A 24,384-nucleotide genomic window follows, 5' to 3' on the forward strand; every position below is an offset into this window, starting at 1 on the left:
CTCAGCTCCCGAAGACTTCGCGTACGGCGTGGCCGAGGACGGGGTACAGGGCCCCGACCATCAGCACGATCCAGATGCCCAGGACGGTCCAGAGCATCGTCTTCTGGTGGCGCGGGCCCTTGGCCCAGAAGTCCACGGCGACGATCCGGAGACCGTTCAGGGCGTGGAAGAGGATGGCGGCCACCAGGCCGTACTCGAGCAGGGCCACGAGCGGGGTCTTGTAGGTGGCCACGACCTCGTCGTACGCCTCGGGGGAGACACGCACGAGAGCGGTGTCCAGGACGTGTACGAACAGGAAGAAGAAAATGAGGACACCGGTGACTCGATGAGCCACCCAGGACCACATGCCTTCCCGGCCGCGGTACAGCGTTCCAGCCGGCACGGAAAAACCCTCCGGGAGCGGGGATCGGGGTCGGCCGGCTTGACTGTCGGTCTGACCCGGCCGGGTACGGTCCACCGGCCCCGGCCATCGTAGCGACGGTTTGTCGGTTCCATGGCGGCGGGGCCTGGAGGTGTGATCAAAGTGGCAGCCAAACGGGCACGGACGGGCTATTGCGGGCCTTATACGCCCTGGTCAGAGCAGCGGATCCGGCCGTCCCGCGGCGGTCACGAGCTCGATGATGCGTCCCCGGGCGAGTCGTCGCATCTCCTCCGCGGTGAGCGAACGCTCCTCGTCGGGGTCGTTGGCCAGCCGGGCCCGGATGGCGGTGAGGACCTGGTCCACGTGCTGGGAGGGCGGCACCCCGTCCATGCAGATGACGAACACGTGTCCGAAGCTGTGCTCGTACGCGGCGTGCGCCGCCCGGAGCGCGAGGTGGGCCGCGCGGGGCGCCTCGTGGTGCAGGCAGGGCGCGCACTCGGCGGCGAGCGCCTCGGCGATGTCGGTGGGGCCGAGGTCGTACCCCGCCTCGTCGGAGGCGGCCAGCAGCGAGGCCAGGTCCGGGTACGGGCGGTGGGCCGCCATCCGCTGCGCCCAGCGGCGGCTGCCGCAGCACTCCAGCAGGGCCGCTTCGGCGAGGTCGCCCGTCCAGCCGTTGAAGCGGCCCAGCCCCTTCGAGTGGGCACTGGTGCGGGTGCTCGCGGAGACTGGTTCCGGAACCGGGGTCCGGGCGGGGGTCCGGACCGGGTTCCGGGTCCGGGTCTCCTGCGGAACCGGGACGGAGCCGTGGCCCTGCACGGGACCGTGGCCCTGGACCGGGCCGTGGTCCTGGACCAGGCCTTGGCTCTGGACGGGGACGACCGCCCGGCCGGCCCGGCGCCCTCGCTCCGGCAGGCCTGCGGGGGACTCGCTGGACCTGGACAGCGGAACTCCTCGGACGAATGGCATCTGTGACCCTGGAGAGGGTTCGGAGAGCGACGAGGTTGCGCGGGGGAGAGAGAAGGCTGATGAATGTGTCGCAACGGTAGCGAGACCGGGCAACGAGTACCTCAAACGCACCCGGAATTCACCCGGACGGGAGAGTTCCGGAACGCTTGATGGACGCCCTTCCGGGGCGAACGCCCACTTTTCACCACCTCTGTCCATGCCCCGGTTTCGGCCATGGGGCCCCCTGGGTCCCGGACCCGACATGCGTCTCCCGCCACTCCCTGCCACGGTTCGTCCTTCCGCCCCTTCCACCTCTCCCCTCGCTTTCGCCTCTCCTGTCCCTCCCGCCTCTCCCGCCGCACGGGACTCCCCCGCGATTTCCCAGCTCCCCCACTCCCCAACTCCCCAACTCCCGCGATTCCGTCCCCACGATTCGCCTTCCCCCACGATCCGGAGGATTCTGACCGATGTCGCCCTCGCACAGAGCCACATCACGCTCACGCGGAGCCCTGGTGGCCGGCGCGGCCGCCACGGCGGCAGCCGCAGTCACCCTCACCGTCGTCCTGTGGCCCGACGGTTCCGGCTCCGGACCGCAGAACGGCTCCGCCTCCTCCCGTACGGACGCCTCGCCGTCCCCGTCCCGCAGCTACCCGCTCTCGACGACGCCCCGGACCGTCCCCGCGGTCCGCGAGCACACCCCCGCCCGCGGACCGGGCTGGAAGCCCGGGAAGGACAGCACGGTCGTCGCCGCCGACCACCAGCTGGCCGACGAGGCGCAGCTGCTCGCCAAGGAGCTGAAGATCAGCTACCGGGGTGAGACCGCGGCCCGTGCCGGTGACGTCGAGCTGGCGCTCGGCACCCCCGGCAAGGGCACGGCGGAGTCGTACACGCTGAAGACCGCGGACGACCGGGTCACGATCAGCGGGCCCGACGAGGCCGGTGTCTTCTACGGCACCCGCACCCTCAAGCAGTCGCTCGCGGCGGACGGCACCGTGCCCGAGGGCGTCATACGCGACGCTCCCGACCGGCCGCAGCGCGGCTTCAACCTCGACATCGCGCGCAAGTACTACACCCCCGCCTGGATCGAGGACCGGCTGCGCGAGATGGCCGACCTCAAGCTCAACCAGTTCGGCCTGCACTTCTCGGACGACCAGGCCTTCCGGATCGAGTCCGAGTCGCACCCGGAGATCGTCTCCCCGGAGCATCTGACCAAGGCCGAGGTCCGCGACATCCTGAAGCTCGCCGCGAGCCTGCACATCACGGTCGTCGCCGAGATCGACTCGCCCGGACACCTGGGGGCCGTGCTGAAGGCCCACCCCGACCTGCAACTGCGCAACACGCAGGGAACTCCCCGGCAGGGGGCCATCGACATCTCCAAGCCGCAGGCGGCCGAGATCGTGGACGACCTGCTGCGCGAGTACGCCGAGCTGTTCCCCGGCCAGTGGTTCCACATCGGGGCCGACGAGTACCAGGCGCTCACGGTGAGCGACCCGGCCTCCTCGTACCCGCAGCTCGCCGTCGCGGCGCGCGAGAAGTACGGCAACGGGGCCACCGTGCAAGACCTGACCGAGGGCTGGCTGAACGACCGGGCGGCCGTCGTCCGCGAGGCGGAGAAGATCCCCAAGGCGTGGAACGACGGGTTCTTCAGCGGGGGCACGGTCACCGCGGACAAGGGCATCGAGGTCGAGTACTGGACCGGCAAGGAGATCGGCGCCCGGCCGCCGCAGGACTACCTCGCCGAGGGCCGCAAGGTGGTCAACCTCAACGACGAGTTCCTCTACTACGTGCTCGGCGAGCCCAACAACTTCGTCTACCCGACCGGCGAGCGGATCTACAAGCAGTGGACCCCGCTGGTGCTGCGCGGCACCGAGCCGGTGCCGGAGCGCTACTCGAAGCAGATCCTGGGCGGGCGCTTCGCGGTCTGGGGTGACTTCCCGAACGCGCAGACGCAGGCGCAGGTGGCCGACGGCATCCGGATGCCGCTCAACGCGGTCTCCCAGAAGCTGTGGGACCCGAGGAAGCCGGAGCTGAGCTGGGCGCAGTTCAAGAAGCTCGCGGACGAGGTCGACGCGTCCAACTGATCCCGCCTGACGGCCGGTCCGGGTCCCGACGGCCGCCCGGTCCGGGGTGACCGATGATTTTCGGCCGTGATCCCCCGGGAGCCCCAGCGCTCCCGGGGGATCGATCATTCGAACACCCTCCGAAATTCCCCCGGAAACCCCTCGGAAATGGTCTCGGACCGGAGCGGGGGATGCCCCTCCGTATCGCCTGAGTGACGCTTTTCAGCCATTCGGCGCAGTACGCGGTAAGTGGAGCGAGCGACCGAGAAACCGAGGGGGGCACGTCGATGAGCGTGCTGGAGCTGATCACCCGCGCGGACGAGCGGGGCCTGGCGGCGAGCGGGATCGCCTGCCTGGAGCGGTGCCTGCCGTCCTCGGACGACGGCACCGGCGCGGAGGCGCTGCGCCCGCTCTGGGCGAGCTGCGGGAACGGAAGGGACTGGGCCGCTCGGCTGGTGGCCGCGGGCGAGGCCCTGGAGGGCGTAACCCCGCCGGACGCCGGGAGCGCGGTGGCGGACCGAGTCCGGGACCTGGTCCGCGCGGCACCGAAGGAGTTCGCCGAGGGGCCGTTGCGCATCTGGGCCGACGCCTGCTCGCTGCTCGCGCTGGAGGTCCACCAGGAGTTCGACCTGCCCGCCCCGGACGGCGGGGAGCAGCTGGAGCGTCTGCGGACGGGAGAGGCGGAGGACGCCGGCCCGCTCGTCATGGGTGAACTCCGCCGCCAGATCGCGATCCTGGAACTGCTCGCGGAGACCGAGGGCCCGGCCGGCGGCGGAGCGGGCCTGCGCCGTGCGCTCGACCTGTCGACCGAGGGGCAGCGGGTACTGAAGGCGGCCCTGTCCCGCCGGGCCCGCGGCCGGACCTGAGCGGGTGCTGTTCCCCGGGTGTCCTGATGCGACGTCAGCGGTGTTCAGGTGTCGTAGACGGTGGAGCGGTGTCCGACGCGGACCACCCATACCACCAGTTCGCCGTTGTCGATCGTGTAGATCACGCGGTAGTCGCCCACCCGTAGGCGGCGGCAGTCGGGCTGGGACACGAGGGACGTGCTGTTGAACCCGAGCGGGTCGGCCTCCAGCTCGGTCAGCTTGGTCAGAATGCGGAGGGCCGCGTCCCTCGGGATCTTGCGAAGCTCGGCTTGGGCCTCAGGTCGGAAGACAGTGCGATATTCACTCACCGCGTGCCAACGTCTCCCTCATGACGTCCTCGATCGGGACGCCGGGCGCGGGGTCGGCCATGCGCTCGTCGATGATCCGGTTGATCTCGCGCTCTTCCCACTCCTGATACTTGCGCAGGACCTCGATGGAGACGACAGCGGCGACCTGCTTGCCGCGTCGGGTGATCACGGTGGGCACGTCGTCCCGGTCGGCCCGCTCGACCACGTCCGCCAGGTGGGCGCGGACATCGCGGATGGACTCTATGGGCATCTGCGTCATGCACCAACGGTACATCGTGTTCCATGTGTACACAACGGGTCCGACATGTATGGGCGCGTACGGGCTTCGGTGAGTGGCGTGTGCCCCGGGCGGCAGGTGCGGGTGGCGGGGAGAGTGGCGGACGACGACCGGGGCCGCCACCCCCCACAGGAGAGGCCCCGGCCGTCTTCCACGAGGCCGCGCCGCGACCCCGTACTCAACACAGCGCCGCCGGTGCGTTTTCTGTCACACCGCGCCGCGTCCGGGGACAGTTGCGTGTTGTACAAGTCATGGACGGGGGAGCGTTCGACCACGTAGCGTGCTGAGTCACGCAGAGTGGCGTGGCAGTGATGACCAGCTGCGATTCGGATCAGCAGGGCGGGTTGAGGGAGTGCTGGGGGACGACGCGGAGCTGACCGCCGCGGTGCTCGCGGCACAGGACGGGGACGAGGACGCCTTCCGTACTGTGTACCGCGCTGTGCACCCGCGGCTGTTGGGGTACATACGGACACTGGTGGGCGAACCGGATGCCGAGGACGTGGCCTCCGAGTCCTGGCTCCAGATAGCGCGTGACCTGGACCGGTTCAGCGGGGACGCCGACCGGTTCCGGGGCTGGGCCGCCCGGATCGCCCGCAACCGCTCGCTCGACCACATACGGATGCGGGGCCGGCGCCCCGCGATCGGCGGCGACGAGAGCGAACTGACGGGACGGCCGGCCGAGTCCGACACCGCGGGGGAGGCGCTGGAGGCGCTGGCCACCGGCCGCGCCCTGGACCTCATCGCCCAGCTCCCGCAGGACCAGGCGGAGGCCGTCGTGCTGCGCGTGGTCGTCGGGCTGGACGCGAAGAGCGCGGCCCGCACCCTGGGCAAGCGCCCCGGCGCGGTGCGCACGGCCGCGCACCGGGGGCTGAAGCGGCTGGCGGAGCTCGTGGGCACGGACAACGGCCCCGACGAGGGGGCGTCGGCGGCCGGCGGAGGGCTCGACGGCATGCCCGCGCAACGGCTCGCACGGGGCGGCGCGGTGGCGCCCGCCGGTGTGACGCATTCGCGTCCGTGGACGCAGAGGGACATGTGATGGCCGACGAGCAGGACGAGTGGCTCGACGCGGACACGGCGGAGAACCTGCTCCGCGGCGACCGGGTCGAACCCGACGACGCTCCCGGCCCGAACGGGGCCTGGCGACTGGACGCGTTGCTGCGCGCCGTGCGCACCCCCGGCCCGTCCGCCGGTGAACTCCCTGGTGAGGAGGGTGTGCTGGCCGCGTTCCGGGAGGCGTCCGGGGCGGCGGCCAGGAAGCGGGACGGTGCGGCGCGGTCCACCGGGCCCGCCGGACGGCAGGACATCCCGCGCAGCGTGCGGATCGGTCCGGCGCGTCCGGCTCCCTTCCGGCGCCCCCGCTGGACCCGCCCGGTGCGGTACGGACTGGCCGTCTCGCTCGCCGGGTGCGCGCTCGGCGGGGTGGCGGTCGCGGGGAGTTCGGGCATGCTGCCCGGCCCGTTCGGCGGTCAGGGCGCGCCCGTTCCCGCCTCGTCGGTCTCCTCGGAGGCCTCCCCGAGGGAACTGGGTGCCGAGGTGCCCAGCGCGGATCCGTCGGCCCCGCCGTCCGGTTCGGCCAGTCCGCCCGTCACCCCGGGGAAGCCGGAGGAGGCGGGCCAGGAGGACGGGCGCACCGAGGACGGCGGCGATCCGGCGGGCGGTGGTGGCGACCCGGACGGGGACGACACGGCCACGGGCCGCGGCTCCTCGGACGGCGCGGGCGGCACCGGAGAGGGCGACGCGTCCGGCGGGGCGACGGCCCCGTCCCCCGGCCGCACCGGCGAGTCCGCGACCGAGGCGTACGGGAAGTCGCTGCGGGTCTGCCGGAAGTACCGCGACGACGCCCTGAGCGGCGAGGACCGGCGCAGGCTCCTCGAACTCGCCCGTGGGGAGCGGAACGTGGAGCGTTTCTGCGACCGCCTCCTGGGCGAGGAGGGCGAGGAGGGCGGGGACGAGGACGGCAGGAGCGGCGGAGGCAAGAACGGCGCGGACGGCGGTGGTCACGGGTCCGGCCGGGACGAGGACGGCGGCACGTCGCTCCCCCCGATCAGCTTCCGCACCGCAGACCCGGACCCGGACGGGGACGGCTCGCCGTCCGCCGGGCCGACCTCCTCCACCGATCTGGCGGCAACGCGCTGACCTGCGCAAACGCTCGCCCTGGCAACCGGGCGTAACGTTTTTCGGCCCGGCGGCGCAGTACGGAGTGCCGACTGGTCATCGGCCGCGCGACGAGCCGGGGTTCCCCCCGTACCTTCGGCTCAGCGCGCATGGCGCGGGCGGGACACGTTCCCCCGGTCCCGTCCGCGCCTCTCATTCCGGATCACACGGCTCGTCCCGCTCGCCGGACGCGACGACGCTAGTGGTAGACGACGACCTTGTCGCCGTCCTTCACCTGGGCGTAGAGCGCGGCGATCTTCGCCTCGTCCCGCACGTTCACACAGCCGTGCGAGGCGCCGCTGTAGCCGCGGGCCGCGAAGTCGGAGGAGTAGTGCACCGCCTGGCCGCCGCTGAAGAACATGGCGTACGGCATGGGTGAGTCGTAGAGCGTGGACACATGGTGGCGCGACTTCCAGAACACCGTGAAGGTGCCTTCGCGGGTGGGGGTGTACTCCGAGCCGAACCGGACGTCCATCGACGAGACGACCCGGCCGTCGATCATCCACGACAGGGTCCGGCTGTTCTTGCTGATGCACATCACCCGGCCCTTCAAGCAGCGCGGGTCCGGCTTCGCCACCTCCCGCTCGGTCGGCGGCTTCAGCTCCGCCGCCGTCGGCTTCCGGGTCATCCCCAGCAGCCGTTCCCAGGTCACGGTGTCCGTCCTGCCCGTCCGGGGCAGTCCGCGCTTGCCCTGGAAGGACTGTACGGACGCCTGGGTGGTGGTGCCGTAGTACCCGGTGGGGCTGCGGTCGAAGTGGCCGATCTGGCGCAGCCTGGCCTGGAGTTCGCGTACCCGCTCGCTGGTGTCGCCGGTCCTCATCAGCGTCTCGGGCTCCGGCGGGGGAGGCGGGCTCGGCGAGCGGGTGGGGGGCGCGGCGGACGTGCGGGGCGCGGTGGGGGAGGCGGGGGCCGGTGGGGCGGACCGGGTCGGAGGCCCGCTCGTGGCGCCGCCCGGCTTCGCGTCGTCGGTGGGCCGTGCCGAGGCGGTGGGCGGGGGCGCCGGGGCCGTGGTGCCCGCAGCGCCCGCGGTCTCCACCCGGCAGCCCGTGGTGAGCGCGGCGAGGGCGAGCACGCCGACGGCCGCGGTCGCCGCCGCGCGCGTTCCGCCGCCCCTGCCGCTGGTACGAATCGGTCCCATGTGCCGCCCCCTGGTTCGTCTTCGCCGTCCTGCCGGCCGGCTCTTCCGTCCGTCCTGCCCGTCGCGCCGGCCCTGACTGTCCCATGAGACGGGACTGCCCCGCCGTCCGGTTGCCGAATCCCGTGGATGATGTGCCGGACGGGGCCCTTCCGGTGGTTCATTCTGTGAGGAAGGTCCCAGCGGACGGCACTCCGGTGGCGGGAGGGCCGCCGCTAGAGTCCGTCGCAAGGTTGTTACGCCTGAGTAGGCGGAACGGGAGGCACAGCACATGACGCGTGAGTCCGAATCGGGACTGCCCATCGAGCCGGTGTACGGGCCGGACGCGCTCGACGGCTGGCGGGCCGAGGAGAAGCTGGGTGAGCCGGGGGCGTACCCCTTCACGCGCGGTGTCTACCCCTCGATGTACACCGGGCGGCCCTGGACCATGCGCCAGTACGCCGGTTTCGGCACGGCCACCGAGTCCAACGCCCGTTACAAGCAGTTGATCGCCAACGGCACGGCGGGGCTGTCGGTCGCCTTCGACCTGCCGACCCAGATGGGCCACGACTCGGACGCGCCGATCGCGAGCGGTGAGGTCGGCAAGGTCGGGGTCGCGATCGACTCGGTGGACGACATGCGCGTCCTGTTCGGCGGGATCCCGCTGGACAAGGTCTCCACCTCGATGACCATCAACGCGCCCGCCGCACTCCTGCTGCTCCTCTACCAACTCGTGGGCGAGGAACAGGGTGTCCCGGCCGACAAGCTGACCGGCACCATCCAGAACGACGTGCTCAAGGAGTACATCGCCCGCGGCACCTACATCTTCCCGCCGAAGCCCTCGCTGCGGCTGATCGCGGACATCTTCAAGTACTGCAAGGCCGAGATCCCGAAGTGGAACACCATCTCGATCTCCGGCTACCACATGGCGGAGGCCGGTGCCTCGCCCGCACAGGAGATCGCCTTCACCCTGGCCGACGGCATCGAGTACGTCCGTACCGCCGTCGCCGCCGGCATGGACGTGGACGACTTCGCGCCGCGGCTCTCCTTCTTCTTCGTCGCCCGTACGACGATCCTGGAGGAGGTCGCCAAGTTCCGTGCCGCACGCCGGATCTGGGCGAAGGTGATGCGGGAGGAGTTCGGCGCGACGAACCCGAAGTCGCTGATGCTGCGCTTCCACACCCAGACCGCGGGCGTCCAGCTCACCGCCCAGCAGCCCGAGGTCAACCTGGTGCGGGTCGCGGTCCAGGGGCTGGGCGCGGTCCTCGGCGGCACCCAGTCGCTGCACACCAACTCCTTCGACGAGGCCATCGCGCTGCCCACCGACAAGTCCGCCCGCCTGGCCCTGCGCACCCAGCAGGTCCTCGCGTACGAGACGGACGTGACGGCGACCGTGGACCCCTTCGCGGGCAGTTACGTGGTCGAGAAGATGACCGACGACGTCGAGGCCGCTGCCCTGGAACTGATGCTGAAGGTCGAGGAGATGGGCGGCGCCGTCAACGCGATCGAGCGGGGCTTCCAGAAGAGCGAGATCGAGCGCAGCGCCTACCGCATCGCGCAGGAGACGGACAGCGGCGAACGCGTCGTCGTCGGCGTCAACCGCTTCCGCCTGGACGAGGAGGAGCCGTACGAGCCCCTGCGCGTCGATCCCGCGATCGAGGCCCAGCAGGCAGCCCGGCTGGCGAAGCTGCGCGCCGGACGCGACCAGCGGGCAGTGGACGCGGCGCTGGCGGAGCTGCGGAAGGCGGCCGAGGGCACGGACAACGTGCTCTACCCGATGAAGGACGCGCTGCGGGCGCGCGCGACGGTCGGCGAGGTCTGCAACGCGCTGCGCGAGGTGTGGGGGACGTACGTCCCGTCGGACGTGTTCTGAGGCGGTGGGGGCGCGCGTCCCGGCGGCGGTGCGTCCCGTCGGGCGTGTGTTCCGGTCCGGCGTGGCGTACGTCCCGGCGGCCGGGATGCGGACGGTCCGGGCGGAGTGCCGTACGCGCGTGCGACACTCCGTTCATGCTGGGTGTGACCGATCTTCCGACCTACCTCGCCGGCCTGGTGCTCATCATCCTGCTGCCGGGGCCCAACTCGCTGTACGTGCTCTCCGTCGCCGCCCGGCGCGGGGTGCGCACCGGGTACGTGGCCGCGGCGGGGGTGTGGACCGGGGACACGGTGCTGATGACGCTGTCCGCGCTGGGGGCCGCCTCGCTGCTCCAGACCACGCCGCTGCTGTTCGCCGTGGTCAAGTACGCGGGCGCGGGCTATCTGACCTGGCTCGCCGTCGGGATGCTGCGGACCGCCGTGTCGATGTGGCGTGAGCGGCACCGGCGGGTGGCCGAGCTGACGCGGGACGACGAGGCGGCCGGGACGGCGGGGGAGCGGGAGCGCCCCTACCGGCGGGCGCTGGTGGTCAGCCTGTTCAACCCGAAGGCCATCCTCTTCCTGATCTCCTTCTTCGTGCAGTTCGTCGACCCCGGATACGCCTATCCGGCGCTCTCCTTCCTGCTGCTGGGCACGCTGCTCCAGATCGGCAGCTTCCTGTACCTCTCGACGCTCATCTTCGGCGGTACCCGGCTGGCCACCGCCTTCCGCCGCCGTAAGCGGCTGTCGGCGGGGGCCACCTCGGCGGCGGGTGTGCTGTTCCTCGGGTTCGCGGCGAAGCTGACCCTGAGCAGCGTCTGAGCAGCGTCTGAGCGGGGCGGCGGCCGGCCGTTCAGTGGTGCCAGGCCGTGCCGCCCACGTTGTGGATCATCCGCTGGAGGACCTTGAGGGCCGCCACGTACTCCTCGTCGGGGATTCCCGCGTGGATCTCCGCGATCGCCCGGCTGACCCGCTCGTGGACACGGGCCCGCAGCGAGTGGCCCTCGGCGGTCAGACGCAGCAGGCCGGTGGGGTCCTCGGTGACCAGGCCCCGGGCCACCAGGGTGTCGATCTCGGGTTCCAGCGCGTCCCCGACGTCCAGATAGCCGCGGAGCGTGGCGATCACCTCGGCGCGGGGACGGCCCGCCTCGTCCGCGTCGGCGAGCTGTCCGAGGACCCACCAGGGCGGCTGGGTCAGCCCGTGTTCGGCGAGGGCGGCGCGGATGTGGGTCACGGTCGCCGTGTGGGCGGCCCAACTCCAGTAACCGATGGGCTGGCGGGCGAGGCCCGCGTCGTCATGTGAGTAGTCCATGTCCCGGACCGTAGGAACTCAAGCGGACTTGAGGTCAAGCGGACGTGAGGTCGAGGCCGAGGGCGTGCGCGTACTCGGCGAGGCCCTGGGGGGTGTCGCCCGCCCAGCCGAGATAGCCGTCCGGCCGGACGAGGAACAGGCCGGTGCCGTAGGCGGCGCAGGCGTCCACCCGGTGTGTACGCAGCATGGCGTGGTCCGTGTACGGCGGCGGGGTCCCCGGTCCGACGGCCAGCAGGGTGAAGTGCGGGCCGCGGAAGACGTCGAAGAGGCGCCGGCCGTCGCCCGCCGCGCCGTCCGGGGCCCGGTCGCCCGCCTCCAGCAGCCCCGCCCGGCCGCGGGACAGCGGCCCCTCGCGGTAGCCGAGGCCCAACTGCTGGGTGTTGGTGCCGCGTTCCTCCTGGCCACGGTGGATCCGGGTCGAGAGGCCCAGCATGTCCGCGGCGACGGGGCGGCGTTCCTGCTCGTAACTGTCCAGCAGGCTGTCGGGGGCGCCGCGCAGCAGCACCTGGCCGAGCTTCCAGCCCAGGTTGTACGCGTCCTGCACGCTGGTGTTGAGGCCCTGGCCGCCCGCCGGGGAGTGGACGTGCGCGGCGTCGCCCGCGAGGAAGACCCGCCCGTCGCGGAAGCGGCCGGCCAGCGCGGCGCGCGGCCGGAAGTCCGAGGCCCAGCGCACCTCGGTGACGTCACCGGCCGCCAGATGGGTGCGGGCGGCGACCAGCTTCCGTACGCCCTCCGGTGTGGTGTCGGGCGCGCCGTCCTTGAACTGGGCGACCAGCTGGAAGTCCGCCGTGCCGGGCAGCGGGCACAGGGTGGTGTATCCGCTCCCGCCCATGAAGACGTGCCAGTTCAGCCGGTCCAGGGCGGCCGCGTCGATCCGGACGTCGGCGACCAGCACGGGGGAGGGGTCCACCGTCTCCCCCTCCATCGGGATGCCGAGGGTGCGGCGGACCGTGGAGCGGCCGCCGTCGGCGGCGACCAGGTAGGACGCCCGGACCGGCCCGGCCGTGAGCTGGGCGGTGACCCCGTCCCCGTCCTGCGCCAGGTCCGTGAGGGCGGCCGAGAAGAGGACGTCGCCGCCCAGTTCGCGCAGCCGGGCGAGCAGGATCTCCTGCGTACGCCACTGGGGCATCGTCCAGGGCTCCCCGTACGGCTCGGCCTCGGTCGGCGTGGCGCGGCGGAACATGTCGTGCTCGCCCCGCCGTTCGCCGTTCTCCCAGACCATGCCGACGGGCGCGGCCCCGCCGTGCTCCCGCACCGCGTCGCCCACGCCGAGGTCGTCCAGGACCTCCCGGGTGCGTGGCTGGATGCCCTTGCCGCGCGAGCCCGGGAAGAGCGCGGGGGCCTGCTCGACGACCTGGGCGGGCACCCCGCGGCGGGCCAGGTCGCAGGCGAGCGCGAGGCCGCTGGGGCCCGCGCCGACGATCAGCACACCGGTTTCCTTAACGCCGTTAAGTTCCATGGTGGCGAGTGTGAACTTAACGCTGTTAAATTGTCAAGGTGGGAACGACGAAGATCGACCGGGCACGCGTGGCCGGCACCGCCCTCCGGCTGCTGAACGAGGTGGGCCTCGACGGGCTGACCCTGCGCGCCATCGCCAGGGAACTGGACGTCAAGGCGCCCGCCCTCTACTGGCACTTCAAGGACAAGCAGGAACTCCTCGACGAGATGGCCACGGTGATGTACCGCCGGATGCTCGACGAGGACCTGCCCGGCCCCGCCCCCGGCCGCTGGCAGGACCAGCTCGTGACGTACCAGTGCGTCCTGCGCCGGGCGCTGCTGCGCTACCGCGACGGGGCGAAGGTCTACAGCGGCGCGCGGTTCACCGGGACCGACCACGCGCCCGGCCTGGAGGCCCATCTGCGCACCATGACCGACGCGGGGTTCACGCCGCGGCAGGCCGTGCGCGCGGGCACCACCGCGAACGCGTACACGATGGGGTTCGTCACCGAGGAGCAGGGCGTCCAGCCGATGCCCGACGAGCGGCGCGAGGGGTACGACGTCGCCGAGCGGGCCGCGCGCATGGAGCGGTACCCGCTCGTCGCCGCCGCCGGGGCCGAGATCTTCGGCGCGTACGACGAACGCTTCGAGGACGGCCTGTGGATCCTCGTCGCGGGCATCGAGGCGCGGTACGGGGTGAGCTGAGAGCGGCTCGCGACCGGGGCCCGGTCCCCGGTCACCCGGTGGACGCGCAGAGTTCACCGGGTGTCGGGCCGGAAGACACCCGCACCTCGACGGGACTCATTAGCGTGTGCGGACCAAGATCGAAGGTGAGTTCCGCGTGCCCCAACTGTCCGTCGTCGTCCCGTTCCACAACGTCGCGGCCTTCGCCGACACCGCGCTGGGCAGCCTGGCCCGCAACGCGGGCCCCGACGTGGAGTTCCTGCTGGTCGACGACTGCTCCACCGACGAGACACCGGCCGTCGTCGACCGCTGGGCCGACCGGCTCCCGCAGGCCGAGGTCATCCGGCACACCACCAACGTGGGGATCGCCGCGGCCCGCAACAGCGGCATCGACGCGGCCCGAGGCGACTACGTCACCTTCCTCGACGGCGACGACTGGTACGCCCCCGGTCATCTGGCCCGGCTGCTGCACGCCGTCCGGGAACTGGACTGCGACTTCGCCCGCACCGACCACGTCCAGTCCACCGGCACCAGCCGCGTGGTGCGAAGAGCGCCCGCCCGGCTCCGCGACACCGTGCTGGACCCGAGGGACGGCATCGCGGCCCCCGAGCGGGAGACCATGGTGGACTACCCGTTCGTCTGGGCCGGGATCTACCACCGCCGCCTCTTCGAGGACGGCGCCCTGCGGTTCGCCACCGACCTGCGCACCGCCGAGGACCGGCTCTTCGTATGGCGGATGCACCTGCACGCCCGCAGCTATGCCGCCCTCGGCCTGTACGGCGTCTTCTACCGGCGCGGGGTCCCCACCTCCCTCACCCAGATCAAGGACGCCCGCCAGCTGGACTTCTTCGCCGCCTACGACACGCTGATGGACGAGATCGGGCGGGACCGGGACGCGGAACTCTTTCTGCCCAAGGCGGTCCGCACGTACTGCGCCATGATCGCGTTCCACAACGAGAAGGCGGACGCGTACGAGCCCGCCACCGCGAAGCGGCTGCGCCACGAATCGACCGCCGCACTGCACCGCATGCCGCAACCGGTGCTGGACACCACCCTGACGATGATGGACAGCAAGCGCCGCACCCTGCTCCAGCGCCTGCGCGACAAGCAGAAGGCCGCCTGACCCATGACGCTGCGCACCCAGATCTTCCAGGTCTCCACCCTGTACGGGGCGGCCACCGTCGCGGCGGCGCTGGACGCGGGCATGTTCGGGCCCGGCCAGGACAGCCACCGCGTCCTGCTCGTCTCCAACAACGCCGAGGTCCCCGAAACCGCCCTGCGCCTGGAGGAGATGCGCGGATACGGCTCGATCGCCGCCCGCTTCGACTCCGTCGTCGACTGGAACGACGCGATCAGCCCGCACCACCCGAGCGGCTGGGGGCCCGTCGCCGAGGAGACCGTGCTGTGGCAGCGCGCCTTCCGCCTCGCCTGGGGCATCGACCCCGCGTCCCGGGTGGACCTCGCCGTGGAGTCCATCCAGGTCAACCCGGCCCGCGCGCTGGCGGCGATCTTCTCGGAGAGCGCCCTGCACGTCTACGCCGACGGCCTGATGAGCTACGGCCCCACCCGCAACCGGATCCCGGCCACCCTCGCCTGCCGCGTCCAGCGGGTGCTGCACCTGGACCTGGTGCCCGGCCTGCGACCGCTGCTGCTCACCGAGGCCGGCGTCGCACCCGAACTCGTCCCGGACGAGGCCTTCCGCGCGGTCCTCGCCGAGATCGCCCGCGCCGCGGACGGCGACCGCGGGCTCGCCGGGGCGGAGGAGGCGGCACCCACGGCCGTCCTGCTCGGGCAGTACCTCGCGGCGCTGAACATCCTCACCGCCGAGGAGGAGGAGGACCTCCACGCGCGCATGCTGCGCGGCGCCGCGCGGGCCGGCCACACCTCCGTCCTCTTCAAGCCCCACCCCACGGCCCCGGCGCGCTACTCCCGGGCCCTGGAGGACGCCGCCGCCGAGGCCGGGGTCCGGCTGACCACGCTGGACGGCCCGTTGCTCGCCGAGACCCTCTACGAGCGGTGCGCGCCCACGCTGGTGGTCGGCTGCTTCTCGACCGCCATGTTCACCGCCGCCGTGTACTACGGCATCCCCGTCGCCCGGGTCGGCACCCGCCTCGTACTGGACCGCATCACCCCGTACGAGAACAGCAACCGCGTCCCGCTGACCATCGTCGACCACCTCGTCCCCGACCTGGACCAGATGGGCGCCGAGCCGGTACCCGCCCTGCCCGGGGCGGCACCCGACACACTCGCGCCGCTGGTGCGGACGGTGGGCTACTGCATGCAGTCCGGCCTCCACCCCGCCCTGCGCGCCGAGGCCGAGACATGGCTGCGGGCCCGGCTGGACGCCACCACCCAGCACTACTTCAAGCGCCGCCGCCTCCAACGGCTCCTGCTGCCCGGCGCCGGACCGCGCGGCGCGGCCGTCCGGCTGCGCCGCACCGTGCGGCGGACACGCAGCAGTCTCGGGTTCTGACCGGCGGGCACGGGGTCTTCACCTTCCGGACACCCCGGCGAAGTGAGCGTTCATCCCACGGGAGTTCACCGGGCCGTGGAGCGTTCGTAGCCTGCGAGGACCATGCCCTCCTCCTCCGCCTCCCCCGCCGTCCCCGTGCCCGCTCCCGTCCTCGGGGGACCCGCCACCGCGGCCGCCGCGCCTGAAACCGCTTCCGCACCGGGGGCCGGGCCCCTGCCTGCGCCACGCCGTGAGCACCGGTACGACATCGACCTGATCCGGCTGCTCTGTTCCGTCGGGGTGATCCTCTGCCACACCGGTTCGGCCTTCGTGAACACGGCGCACCGCACGGCCGCCGACGGCCCGGCGACCTACTGGGCCGGGCTGGTGGCCGACTCGGCGGGCCGCTTCGCCGTACCGCTGTTCTTCGCGATCGCCGGCTGGGTGGTCCTGGTCGGGGCCCCGCCCCGGGACGGCCGCCAACTGCGCGTGCGGATCGTGCGGATCGCGGTCCCCCTCGCCGTGTGGACGGCGCTCTACCTGGCGTGGGGGCGGCTGCGCGGCACCAACGACGCCCCCGTCCGCGATCTGGCGCTGGACGCCCTGTTCGGCTCGGTGCGCCCCGCCTACCACCTCTGGTACCTGTACGCCTACATTCCCGTGATCATGCTGCTGGCCTTCGCGGCGGCGGTGAGGGCGGGCCGCCGCTCCTGGGGCCTGGGCGCCGCGCTGCTCGTCCTGGCCGCCGCCCCGTCCCTCTGCGGCGACCTCGCCTCCCTCACCGGTGCGGACGTCCCGCGCTTCGGCTGGGGCTTCGGCCCGTACCAGCTGATCTACGCGGTGCTCGGCGCGCTGCTGCTGGCGGCCCCCGCCGGTACGCGCGGTGCCCGGCGGCTGCTGTGGCTGCTCCCCACCGCCGCCGCCCTGGCCGCCGTGGTCGCGTACCAGCACGCGGTGCACTACGCGATCCCGTACGCGAGCGTCCTGGTCGCCCTGTTCAGCGGCGGAATGCTGCTCTGCCTGCACCGGGTCCGGGTACCGGTCCGGTGGCGGCCGGCCCTGAGCCGGCTGGCCGGTGCCTCGTTCGGCGCGTACATGATCCACATTCTGGTCCTGGGCGTGCTCACCGACGCCCTGGTCACGGCGGACCTGACCTGGCCCGCGGCCCTGGCCCTCGTCGCGGCCGTGACGACGGCCACCACCGCGCTCTCCTTCGCCGCCGCCCTGCTGTGGACCCGCCTCGGCCTGAGTCGCGCGCTGGGCTGAAGCGGGGGCGGGACGGCTCGGGCCGGGCCGTCCGGGTCAGCCCCCCGTGCCCCCGCTCAGCGCGCGGGCGCGGCGGGCCAGGCGGCGTACGGTGGCGTTGCGGCGGACGGCCGCGAGGCGGGCCGGGACCGCGCCGGGCAGGGCCAGCGAGGCCAGGCGGCGGCGTGTGAAGTAGCGCCAGGTGCGGCCGTTCAGGCGGCTGGAGAGGTACCGCTCCGCCGCCGGACGCAGATCGGGCCGCACCCGGGGCCGCATCGCGAACGCGACCGCCGCCAGCAGGTCCGCCAACTCCCCCTCAGCCTCGGGCCCGACGGCGGGCGGGCCGGAGGCCACGGCGGCCGGGTCGGCGAGGTCGGGCAGCAGGGCATCGGTGAGCGTCACCGCGGTCCGGGCGCCGTTCTCGTACGGGGTGAGGCGCTTCAGGAGCGTGCCGGTGCCCGAGACGGCCACCGGGATCCCGTACAGGGAGGCGGCGGTGAGCAGCACGGGGGACGCGCAGCCGACGACCAAGGCGGGACGCAGACGGTCGATGAGGACCTCCGGGAGTACGGAGGTTCCGAACGGCGCTCCCTGGCCCGTGGTCAACTCGGCCCCCAGTCGGGCCGCTTCCTCCGCCAGCTCGTGGACCCACGGCACGGCCGCGCCGGGATCCGGGGCGAACACCAGCCGGGTGAAGCCGGAGGCGACGACCCCGCGCACCATCGCCCGATGCAACTCCCGCTCCTCGGAAGCCGGGAGGAGCCCCGCCTCGGCCAGGCCCTCGCCGAGCAGCAGAGCGGATGCCTGAGAACCCGTCAACTCCGATGGGCTCGGAGTGAGTTCGGCGTACACCTTGGCCAGGGCGGACGCCGGTACCGCCCACGGCCGCGCGCCGAACTCCGCGAGCAGGTGCGGGCGCAGGCCCGGCAGCGGGTCGGTGTGCAGCAGCCGGCGGACCCGGGTCCCGGTCAGTGCGGGGAGCTTGCCGCCGGTGGGGCCGTAGGCGTCGAGGCCCGCGGTGTACGCGTCGATCGGCGCACCCGTGAAGATGTCCGCGACGGCCTGGGCGGGAGCGGTGGTGAGGGATTCCAGCACCAGCGCCACGGGTGCGTCCGCGAGCCCCCAGGCCCTCCGCAGATGCCGTTCCCACAGGGGTACGTCGTCGGCGCGCGGAACCCAGTCGGCGGGGTGGAGCGGGGCGATGGCCTCGTTCCAGGAGACGACGTCGTCGAAGCGGGCCCGCAGCCCGTCGAAGCCCGGCACGGCGGAGACCGGGGGCACGGCCTCCGGTACGGGCGCGGTACCGGTGAGCAGCAGGACGCGGCGGCCGGAGCCCTCGAAACAGCCGGAGTCGGCGGCGGCCGCGAGCACGGCCACGGCCCGGAGCGTCGAGGCGGCGAGGATCAGCGTGGTCACGGGGCGGCCGTCTCCTTCGCGGCGGCCGGGCGCCGGCGCAGTCTGCGCAGCGGGGCGGCCCGCCGTACGTCCATGGCGTCCAGCGCCTCGTCCAGCACCGGCCGCGGCAGCCGCCTGAGCGCCGCGGCGCCGAGCGACTTCAGCGAACGGGCCGCCTGCGGTTCGAACTTGCCGATGTCGCCCAGGTGGTGGGCCAGCACGGCGCAGTAGGTGCGTACCGCCTTCGGCAGCAGGGTCTCCGCGTCGCGGTCCGCCGCGGTCTCCTCGACGACCTGGTCGAACGCGCGGAGGAAGTCGAGCTGGCGCACGTCACCGATCTGCGTGAGGGAGGAGGGGACCCCCCGCCGGTAGAAGTGGCCCAGCGTCCCCAGCACCGCGAAGGACTCCGCCTCCCGGTGCAGACGCCAGATCCACGGCCGGTCCTCGGCGGTCCGCAGCCCGTCGGTGAAGTGCAGCAGCCCCCGGTCCAGCAGTTCGCGGTGATAAAGACCGGCCCAGGCGAACGCGTAGTCCACCGAGGTCGTCCGGTGGGCGGGCAGGATCGCGTCCCGGGGCGCGCTCACCACGCCCCGCGGGCCGTGCGGGACGCGCCGCACCGTGCGGGTCCTCCCGGTGACCCGCACATGGTCCGTGCGGACGAACGAGCAGCCCAGGCGTTCCGTCTCGGTGAGCAGCCGGGCGTAGTGGCCGGGCACCAGCCAGTCGTCGCCGTCCAGGAAGGCGATGTACTCACCGCGCGCCGCGTCCAGCCCGGTGTTACGGGCGGTCGCCAGCCCGCGGTTCTCCTCGTGCACGAGCAGCACCGCCCCCTCGACGCCGTCCTGGGCGCGGCGCAGGAGTTCCCCGGTCCCGTCGGTCGAACAGTCGTCGACGAGGATGAACTCGATGTCCTCGCGCGCGTTGGCGCGCAGACTTCGCAGGGTGTCGGGGGCGTACGCCAGAACGTTGTAGAACGGCACGATGACGGAGAGCTTGACCACCCGCGCCACGGTAGGGGCGGGTCCGGCACCCGCCCTTTCCTGCGGGGGTCCGGCGGGTGAACGACGTGCGGCACCCCGGTGAACCGGTGCGGATCCGCTCCCCGCGGGGCGGCCGCGCGGGCCGGTTGGCCAAGCGTCGGCGGGCTGTTAACCATCTGTTGCCCCCTCGTTGGGCCGCTCCTCGGAATGCCTTCCTAGCTTCTAGGACGTGCCTCCACGTACCAGTGACACGGCTGATCCGGCCGACACCGCACCAGCCGCCCGCCCGGCGCTCAGGGCCGCCGTCCTCGCCGACTCCGACACCCGGTGGAAGTGGGGCGCGCTCACCGCGCGCCGCCTGACCGCCCCGGGCGCCGGGACGGGCGACGGGGCCCGTCCGGTCGAGATCGACGGACTGCTGCTGCGCGGCCGGGCCACGCCCACCCCCCGGCAGCTCGCCGAGGTCGGTGACGTCGGTGTGGACACCGGCCGGGTGCGCGAGGTGACCGCGGTCGAGTTCCTGCACGCCGTACGCGACGAGGGGTACGACGTCCTCGTACTCGCCCTCGTCGGCGGCGCCGTCCAGGCGATGCTGCACGGCCTGGCCGCGCTGCGGCTGCCCCGCAGGCCCGTCGTCGTCACCGGATACGTGGGCGTCGTCTACGAGAAGCTCGCGGACGGGCTCCTGCTGCGGCACGGCGCGGACGTCGTCCTCGCCAACTCCCGCCACGACGCGGAGCGTTTCCGGGCGGTGTACGAGGGGGTCGGCGCCGACGCGTCGGCCGTCACCGAGGCCGCGCTGCCGTTCCTCGGCGGGGAGCCCCACCGCCCCGAGGAGGGCCGCACCACCGTCGTCTTCGCCGCCCAGCCCTCCGTGCCGGCCTCCCGCGCCGACCGTACGTACCTGCTGCGCAGGCTCGTCGAGCACGCCCGGCTGCACCCGGACCGCGAGGTGCTGCTCAAGCTGCGCTCCAAGCCGGGCGAGCACACCACCCACATCGAGGAACTGCCCTACCAGCGCCTCGCGGAACGCCTCCCGGGCGGGCTTCCCCCCAACCTCCGCCTGGTGTACGGGCACATGGGCGAGGTCCTGGACCGCACCGACCTGCTGGTCACCGTCTCCTCGACGGCCGCCCTGGAGTCCCTGCACCGGCGCGTCCCGACGGCCGTCCTCTCCGACCTCGGCGTACGCGAGACCCTCGGCAACCACCACTTCGTCGGGTCCGGGCTGATCACCTCCTGGGACCGGCTGGACGACGGACACCTGCCACGGCCCGACGCCACGTGGCTGGCCGGCCAGGGCGTCGCCGCGGACGGCTCGTACGCCTCCGCCTACGACACCGCCCGCGCCCGGGTCTCCACCCTCCTCGCGGCCGACGCGCTGCCCGCCCTCGCGCCGTACTACACACCCGCCTCGGCCCCCGGCTACCTCCCCGGCATCCTCGCCCGCCACCAACTGGCCCCGGACGGCCACCCGCTGCCCGGCGCCGTGGCGCCGAGGGAGCCCGGCCGGGTCAGGGGAGCGGTACGCGAGACCGTCCGCAACGCGGCACGCGGCGCCTACCGGCACGGCGTCCAGCGCGTCGCCCCCGTGATCCGCCGGATGGGCGAGCTGTGACCACCACCTCAGGAGCATCCATGACCCCGCCACCGACGCCGTCCCCGGCCGCACCCGCCGTGCTCGCCGTGATCCCCGCACGCGGCGGATCCAAGGGCGTACCCGCCAAGAACCTCGCCCAGGTCGGCGGCGTCCCCCTGGTGGCCCGCGCGGTCCGCGCCTGCCTCGCCTCCGCCGAGGTCACCGACGTCGTCGTCACCACCGACGACCCGGACATCGCCGAGGCGGCCCGCGCCGCCGCCGACGCCCTGGGGGAGTCCGGACGGCTGCACTGCGTCGCCCGTCCCGCCGCGATCGCCGGCGACACCGCGACCAGCGAGGCGGCCGTCCTGCACGCCCTGGACGCCTACGAGGCGCTGCGCCACGGCCGCACCGCCGACGTGGTCCTCCTCGTCCAGTGCACCAGCCCCTTCCTGACCCGCGAGGACATCGACGGCGTCGCCCGCGCCGTCGCCCGCGACGGAGCCGACACCGCCGTCACCGTCGCCCCCTTCCACGGCTTCCTGTGGCGCGACGGCAGCGCGGTCGAGGACGACACCTACGGCGTCAACCACGACAAGGCCGTACGCCCCCGGCGCCAGGACCGCCCGCAGGACTTCCTGGAGACCGGCGCCGCGTACGCCATGGACGTCACCGGCTTCCGCACCCACCGCCACCGCTTCTTCGGCCACACCGCGCTCGTGCCGACCGACCCGGCCCGGGTGCTGGAGATAGACGATCCGCACGACCTGGCCCGCGCCCGCGCCCTGGCTCCGCTCCTGGACCCGTCACCGCTGCCGACCCGCGCGGACGTGGACGCCGTCGTGCTCGACTTCGACGGCACCCAGACCGACGACCGCGTCCTCATCGACTCCGACGGCCGGGAGACGGTCGCCGTGCACCGCGGGGACGGTCTCGGCATCGCCGCCCTGCGCAAGGCCGGCGTACCGCTGCTGATCCTGTCCACCGAGCGGAACCCGGTCGTCGCCGCCCGCGCCCACAAGCTCCGCGTCCCCGTCCTGCACGGCATCGACCGCAAGGACCTGGCGCTCAAGCAGTGGTGCGAGGAGCAGTCCGTCGACCCCGGCCGGGTCCTCTACGTCGGCAACGACGTCAACGACCTGCCCTGCTTCGGCCTCGCGGGCTGGCCCGTCGCCGTCGCGAGCGCCCACGACTCGGTACGCGCCGCCGCGCGCGCCGTCACGACCACACCCGGCGGCTCCGGCGCCGTCCGCGAGATCGCGGCCTGGCTGCTGGGGCCCACCCTCACCGACTCCGAACCGACCCCTGTCACCACCCCCACCCAGTAAGGAAGCACCACCATGACCCGCACCTCCCGCCTGCGCACCCTCGGCACCCGTACCGCCGGCCCCGGCCACCCCGTCTACGTCACGGGCGAGATCGGCATCAACCACAACGGCGACCTCGACAACGCCCTCGCGCTGATCGACGTGGCCGCCGAAGCCGGCTGCGACGCCGTCAAGTTCCAGAAGCGCACCCCGGAGATCTGCACCCCGCGCGACCAGTGGGACATCGAGCGCGACACCCCCTGGGGCCGGATGACGTACATCGACTACCGCCACCGCGTGGAGTTCGGCGAGGCCGAGTACACCGCCATCTCCGAGCACTGCGCCGCGCGCGGCATCGACTGGTTCGCCTCCCCGTGGGACACCGAGGCCGTCGCCTTCCTGGAGAAGTTCGACGTCCCCGCCCACAAGGTGGCCTCCGCCTCCCTCACCGACGACGAGCTGCTGCGCGAACTGCGCGCCACCGGCCGTACGGTCATCCTCTCCACCGGCATGTCCACGCCGCGCCAGATCCGGCACGCGGTCGAGGTGCTGGGCAGCGACAACATCCTGCTGTGCCACGCCACGTCCACCTACCCGGCCAAGGCCGAGGAGCTGAACCTGCGGGTCATCAACACCCTCCAGCAGGAGTACCCGAACGTCCCGATCGGCTACAGCGGCCACGAGACCGGCCTCCAGACCACGCTGGCCGCCGTCGCCCTCGGCGCCACCTTCGTGGAGCGCCACATCACCCTGGACCGCGCCATGTGGGGCTCCGACCAGGCCGCCTCCGTGGAGCCGCAGGGCCTGACGCGCCTGGTCCGCGACATCCGCACCATCGAGGCCTCCCTCGGTGACGGCGTCAAGAAGGTCTACGAGTCGGAGCTCGGCCCGATGAAGAAGCTCCGCCGGGTCACGGGCGTCGTCGCCGAGAACGAGAGCGCGCCGGCCGCCGAGCCGGTCGCGGTCTGACGGGCCGACCGGTGAACCTCGCCTTCGTCGAGAGCCCGGTCCAGCTCCTGAACGTCCTGGAGTGGACCCACACCCGGGGAGAACACGACAGCACGGTCGTCGTCGTCCTCCCCCCGGTCGACCCGATGTCGCGCGGTCAGCTGCGCAGGATGGCGGAGCTGGCCCGCGACGAGGGCGCCACGGTCCGCTGGCAGGAGGCGCGCGGGGAGACCGGCGCGCCTCTCAAGGCCCTGCGGGCGCTGACGGGACTGATCCGCCAGGCGGACCGCATCGTCATCGGGGACCCGTTCTCCCGGTACGTGCAACTGCTGCTCTCACTGGTCCGCCCCCGCCGGACCACCGTGGTGGACGACGGCACGGCCACCATGGAGTTCGTCGCCCAACTGGTGCGTGGCGAAAGCCTGGTGCGCTGGCACCGGCGGGGCAGCCGGGGCCCGCGCGACCTGCTCCTGGCCCCGGTCACCGCCGCCGCCCGCCGCAGCTTCGTCCCGTCGGCGAAGCGTACGGTCGAGGTGTTCACGGCGATGCCGGTCGAGGCGCCCGAGGGCGTCGAGGTCACGGCCAACACCTTCGCCTGGACCCGGGCCCGGTTCGGCCCGCCGTCCCTCACCAAGGGCGCCGACCTGGTCGGTACGTCCCTGGTGGAGACGGGCGTCATAGACCCCGTCCCGTACGAGGAGGCGGTGGCCACCCTGGCCCGCACGCACGGGGCGACCCGCTACTTCGCCCACCGCCGCGAGTCCGCGCACAAGCTCCACGCCCTGGAGGCCGCCACCGGCCTGGAGATCGTCCGCCCGGACCTCCCGCTGGAACTCATCGCCCGCCGGGGCCCGATCGGCCACACGGTGCTGAGCTTCCCGTCCACGGTGGTCCACACCCTGCCCCTGGCCCTGGCGGGCACGGGCGTGAAGGTCGCGGTGTGCGACATAGCCCCGGAATGGCTCCGGGACACGGCCTCCCCGCGTGCGCAGGGATTCCTGAGCGGGGTCACGGAGACGGCCCGGGACGTGCAGCGGCTGGCACCCTGGCGGGTGACGGCGGTGACGGAGGGATGAGGCGGGAGGGTGCCCTCCCCGGCGGGTGTCCGC

Annotated in this window: 23 protein-coding genes; 14 read left to right on the top strand and 9 right to left on the bottom strand. The window is 73.0% G+C overall.

The window, feature by feature from the left end:
* Nucleotide 1 precedes the first annotated feature (1 nt).
* Together sdhC and B9S64_RS20655 are read right to left on the bottom strand one after the other, a co-directional pair.
* Nucleotides 2-382, bottom strand: a complete 381-nt coding sequence (sdhC, locus tag B9S64_RS20650) for a succinate dehydrogenase, cytochrome b556 subunit (RefSeq protein ID WP_014047903.1) — start codon at nt 380-382, stop codon at nt 2-4.
* A 192-nt stretch (nt 383-574) separates the two neighbouring features.
* Nucleotides 575-1,048, bottom strand: coding sequence for a 2-oxo-4-hydroxy-4-carboxy-5-ureidoimidazoline decarboxylase (locus B9S64_RS20655; RefSeq protein ID WP_103490062.1), 474 nt, complete (start codon nt 1,046-1,048; stop codon nt 575-577).
* Between the two features lie 725 nt (nt 1,049-1,773).
* Between B9S64_RS20655 and B9S64_RS20660 the strand changes: the two genes are divergently transcribed.
* Together B9S64_RS20660 and B9S64_RS20665 are read left to right on the top strand one after the other, a co-directional pair.
* Nucleotides 1,774-3,387 carry a family 20 glycosylhydrolase gene (locus B9S64_RS20660; protein WP_103490056.1) on the top strand — a complete coding sequence of 538 codons (1,614 nt, stop codon included), beginning with the start codon at nt 1,774-1,776 and terminating at the stop codon, nt 3,385-3,387.
* 266 nt (nt 3,388-3,653) lie between these two features.
* On the top strand, nt 3,654-4,232 hold the full coding sequence (locus B9S64_RS20665) for a hypothetical protein (protein WP_103490057.1): 579 nt from the start codon (nt 3,654-3,656) through the stop codon (nt 4,230-4,232).
* Between the two features lie 44 nt (nt 4,233-4,276).
* Here the strand turns inward: B9S64_RS20665 and B9S64_RS20670 are convergent, their stop codons facing one another.
* Together B9S64_RS20670 and B9S64_RS20675 are read right to left on the bottom strand one after the other, a co-directional pair.
* A complete protein-coding gene (locus tag B9S64_RS20670) occupies nt 4,277-4,540 on the bottom strand; it encodes a type II toxin-antitoxin system RelE/ParE family toxin (protein WP_103490058.1) in 264 nt (87 codons plus the stop codon).
* On the bottom strand, nt 4,533-4,799 hold the full coding sequence (locus B9S64_RS20675) for a type II toxin-antitoxin system Phd/YefM family antitoxin (RefSeq protein ID WP_103490059.1): 267 nt from the start codon (nt 4,797-4,799) through the stop codon (nt 4,533-4,535). Before B9S64_RS20675 ends, B9S64_RS20670 begins: the two co-directional genes overlap by 8 nt.
* Before the next feature lie 370 nt (nt 4,800-5,169).
* Between B9S64_RS20675 and B9S64_RS20680 the strand changes: the two genes are divergently transcribed.
* Entirely contained in the window at nt 5,170-5,853 is a 684-nt protein-coding gene (locus B9S64_RS20680) for an RNA polymerase sigma factor (protein ID WP_103490060.1), read from the top strand.
* A complete protein-coding gene (locus B9S64_RS20685; protein WP_103490061.1) occupies nt 5,853-6,953 on the top strand; it encodes a hypothetical protein in 1,101 nt (366 codons plus the stop codon). Before B9S64_RS20680 ends, B9S64_RS20685 begins: the two co-directional genes overlap by 1 nt.
* Nucleotides 6,954-7,170: 217 nt before the next feature.
* On the opposite strand, the gene B9S64_RS20690 is transcribed toward B9S64_RS20685, so the two are convergent.
* Nucleotides 7,171-8,109: a L,D-transpeptidase family protein gene (locus tag B9S64_RS20690; RefSeq protein ID WP_109492085.1), complete on the bottom strand. Its 939-nt coding sequence runs from the start codon at nt 8,107-8,109 to the stop codon at nt 7,171-7,173.
* 268 nt (nt 8,110-8,377) lie between these two features.
* Between B9S64_RS20690 and B9S64_RS20695 the strand changes: the two genes are divergently transcribed.
* Together B9S64_RS20695 and leuE are read left to right on the top strand one after the other, a co-directional pair.
* Entirely contained in the window at nt 8,378-9,958 is a 1,581-nt protein-coding gene (locus B9S64_RS20695) for a methylmalonyl-CoA mutase (RefSeq protein WP_103489741.1), read from the top strand.
* Between the two features lie 134 nt (nt 9,959-10,092).
* Nucleotides 10,093-10,758: a leucine efflux protein LeuE gene (gene leuE, locus B9S64_RS20700; RefSeq protein ID WP_028439132.1), complete on the top strand. Its 666-nt coding sequence runs from the start codon at nt 10,093-10,095 to the stop codon at nt 10,756-10,758.
* A 31-nt stretch (nt 10,759-10,789) separates the two neighbouring features.
* Here the strand turns inward: leuE and B9S64_RS20705 are convergent, their stop codons facing one another.
* On the bottom strand, nt 10,790-11,248 hold the full coding sequence (locus tag B9S64_RS20705; protein ID WP_103489740.1) for a MarR family winged helix-turn-helix transcriptional regulator: 459 nt from the start codon (nt 11,246-11,248) through the stop codon (nt 10,790-10,792).
* A gap of 34 nt (nt 11,249-11,282) precedes the next feature.
* On the bottom strand, nt 11,283-12,707 hold the full coding sequence (locus B9S64_RS20710) for an FAD-dependent monooxygenase (protein WP_103489739.1): 1,425 nt from the start codon (nt 12,705-12,707) through the stop codon (nt 11,283-11,285).
* Between the two features lie 38 nt (nt 12,708-12,745).
* Here B9S64_RS20710 and B9S64_RS20715 point away from each other — a divergent pair, with 38 nt between their 5' ends.
* The 4 genes from B9S64_RS20715 to B9S64_RS20730 all read left to right on the top strand — a co-directional run bounded on the left by B9S64_RS20715 (nt 12,746) and on the right by B9S64_RS20730 (nt 17,087).
* Complete coding sequence (locus B9S64_RS20715) at nt 12,746-13,390, top strand: TetR/AcrR family transcriptional regulator C-terminal domain-containing protein (RefSeq protein ID WP_103489738.1); 645 nt, start codon at nt 12,746-12,748, stop codon at nt 13,388-13,390.
* Nucleotides 13,391-13,526: 136 nt separating this feature from the next.
* Nucleotides 13,527-14,492, top strand: a complete 966-nt coding sequence (locus B9S64_RS20720; protein WP_103489742.1) for a glycosyltransferase family 2 protein — start codon at nt 13,527-13,529, stop codon at nt 14,490-14,492.
* Between the two features lie 3 nt (nt 14,493-14,495).
* The gene (locus tag B9S64_RS20725) at nt 14,496-15,842 is read left to right on the top strand and encodes a polysialyltransferase family glycosyltransferase (protein ID WP_103489737.1); all 1,347 of its coding nucleotides are present in this window, start codon (nt 14,496-14,498) and stop codon (nt 15,840-15,842) included.
* A gap of 102 nt (nt 15,843-15,944) precedes the next feature.
* Entirely contained in the window at nt 15,945-17,087 is a 1,143-nt protein-coding gene (locus B9S64_RS20730; protein WP_103489736.1) for an acyltransferase, read from the top strand.
* 36 nt (nt 17,088-17,123) lie between these two features.
* On the opposite strand, the gene B9S64_RS20735 is transcribed toward B9S64_RS20730, so the two are convergent.
* Together B9S64_RS20735 and B9S64_RS20740 are read right to left on the bottom strand one after the other, a co-directional pair.
* Nucleotides 17,124-18,482 carry a polysialyltransferase family glycosyltransferase gene (locus B9S64_RS20735; protein WP_103505298.1) on the bottom strand — a complete coding sequence of 453 codons (1,359 nt, stop codon included), beginning with the start codon at nt 18,480-18,482 and terminating at the stop codon, nt 17,124-17,126.
* Nucleotides 18,479-19,462, bottom strand: coding sequence for a glycosyltransferase family 2 protein (locus B9S64_RS20740; RefSeq protein WP_103489055.1), 984 nt, complete (start codon nt 19,460-19,462; stop codon nt 18,479-18,481). The genes B9S64_RS20735 and B9S64_RS20740 overlap by 4 nt, the downstream gene beginning before the upstream one ends.
* A gap of 208 nt (nt 19,463-19,670) precedes the next feature.
* On the opposite strand from B9S64_RS20740, the gene B9S64_RS20745 reads away from it, so the two are divergent.
* The 4 genes from B9S64_RS20745 to B9S64_RS20760 are packed head-to-tail and all read left to right on the top strand — an operon-like array spanning nt 19,671 to nt 24,351.
* Entirely contained in the window at nt 19,671-21,059 is a 1,389-nt protein-coding gene (locus B9S64_RS20745; RefSeq protein WP_103489049.1) for a DUF6716 putative glycosyltransferase, read from the top strand.
* 20 nt (nt 21,060-21,079) lie between these two features.
* Entirely contained in the window at nt 21,080-22,348 is a 1,269-nt protein-coding gene (locus B9S64_RS20750) for an acylneuraminate cytidylyltransferase (protein WP_103489048.1), read from the top strand.
* A 12-nt stretch (nt 22,349-22,360) separates the two neighbouring features.
* Entirely contained in the window at nt 22,361-23,296 is a 936-nt protein-coding gene (locus tag B9S64_RS20755) for an N-acetylneuraminate synthase family protein (RefSeq protein WP_028439121.1), read from the top strand.
* A gap of 11 nt (nt 23,297-23,307) precedes the next feature.
* Nucleotides 23,308-24,351, top strand: a complete 1,044-nt coding sequence (locus B9S64_RS20760; RefSeq protein WP_103489047.1) for a hypothetical protein — start codon at nt 23,308-23,310, stop codon at nt 24,349-24,351.
* Nucleotides 24,352-24,384: the final 33 nt, after the last annotated feature.

It is taken from the genome of Streptomyces sp. SM18, from assembly GCF_002910775.2.
GTDB lineage: Bacteria > Actinomycetota > Actinomycetes > Streptomycetales > Streptomycetaceae > Streptomyces > Streptomyces halstedii.

What these genes read in the sequence shown, in the direction of transcription:
- B9S64_RS20695 (WP_103489741.1), top strand. Translation starts at nt 8,378, where the DNA reads ATGACGCGTGAGTCCGAATCGGGACTGCCCATCGAGCCGGTGTACGGG.
- B9S64_RS20685 (WP_103490061.1), top strand. Translation starts at nt 5,853, where the DNA reads ATGGCCGACGAGCAGGACGAGTGGCTCGACGCGGACACGGCGGAGAAC.
- B9S64_RS20690 (WP_109492085.1), bottom strand. Translation starts at nt 8,109, where the DNA reads ATGGGACCGATTCGTACCAGCGGCAGGGGCGGCGGAACGCGCGCGGCG.
- leuE (WP_028439132.1), top strand. Translation starts at nt 10,093, where the DNA reads ATGCTGGGTGTGACCGATCTTCCGACCTACCTCGCCGGCCTGGTGCTC.
- B9S64_RS20665 (WP_103490057.1), top strand. Translation starts at nt 3,654, where the DNA reads ATGAGCGTGCTGGAGCTGATCACCCGCGCGGACGAGCGGGGCCTGGCG.
- B9S64_RS20730 (WP_103489736.1), top strand. Translation starts at nt 15,945, where the DNA reads ATGCCCTCCTCCTCCGCCTCCCCCGCCGTCCCCGTGCCCGCTCCCGTC.
- B9S64_RS20675 (WP_103490059.1), bottom strand. Translation starts at nt 4,799, where the DNA reads ATGACGCAGATGCCCATAGAGTCCATCCGCGATGTCCGCGCCCACCTG.
- B9S64_RS20660 (WP_103490056.1), top strand. Translation starts at nt 1,774, where the DNA reads ATGTCGCCCTCGCACAGAGCCACATCACGCTCACGCGGAGCCCTGGTG.
- B9S64_RS20725 (WP_103489737.1), top strand. Translation starts at nt 14,496, where the DNA reads ATGACGCTGCGCACCCAGATCTTCCAGGTCTCCACCCTGTACGGGGCG.
- B9S64_RS20710 (WP_103489739.1), bottom strand. Translation starts at nt 12,707, where the DNA reads ATGGAACTTAACGGCGTTAAGGAAACCGGTGTGCTGATCGTCGGCGCG.
- B9S64_RS20750 (WP_103489048.1), top strand. Translation starts at nt 21,080, where the DNA reads ATGACCCCGCCACCGACGCCGTCCCCGGCCGCACCCGCCGTGCTCGCC.
- B9S64_RS20705 (WP_103489740.1), bottom strand. Translation starts at nt 11,248, where the DNA reads ATGGACTACTCACATGACGACGCGGGCCTCGCCCGCCAGCCCATCGGT.
- B9S64_RS20755 (WP_028439121.1), top strand. Translation starts at nt 22,361, where the DNA reads ATGACCCGCACCTCCCGCCTGCGCACCCTCGGCACCCGTACCGCCGGC.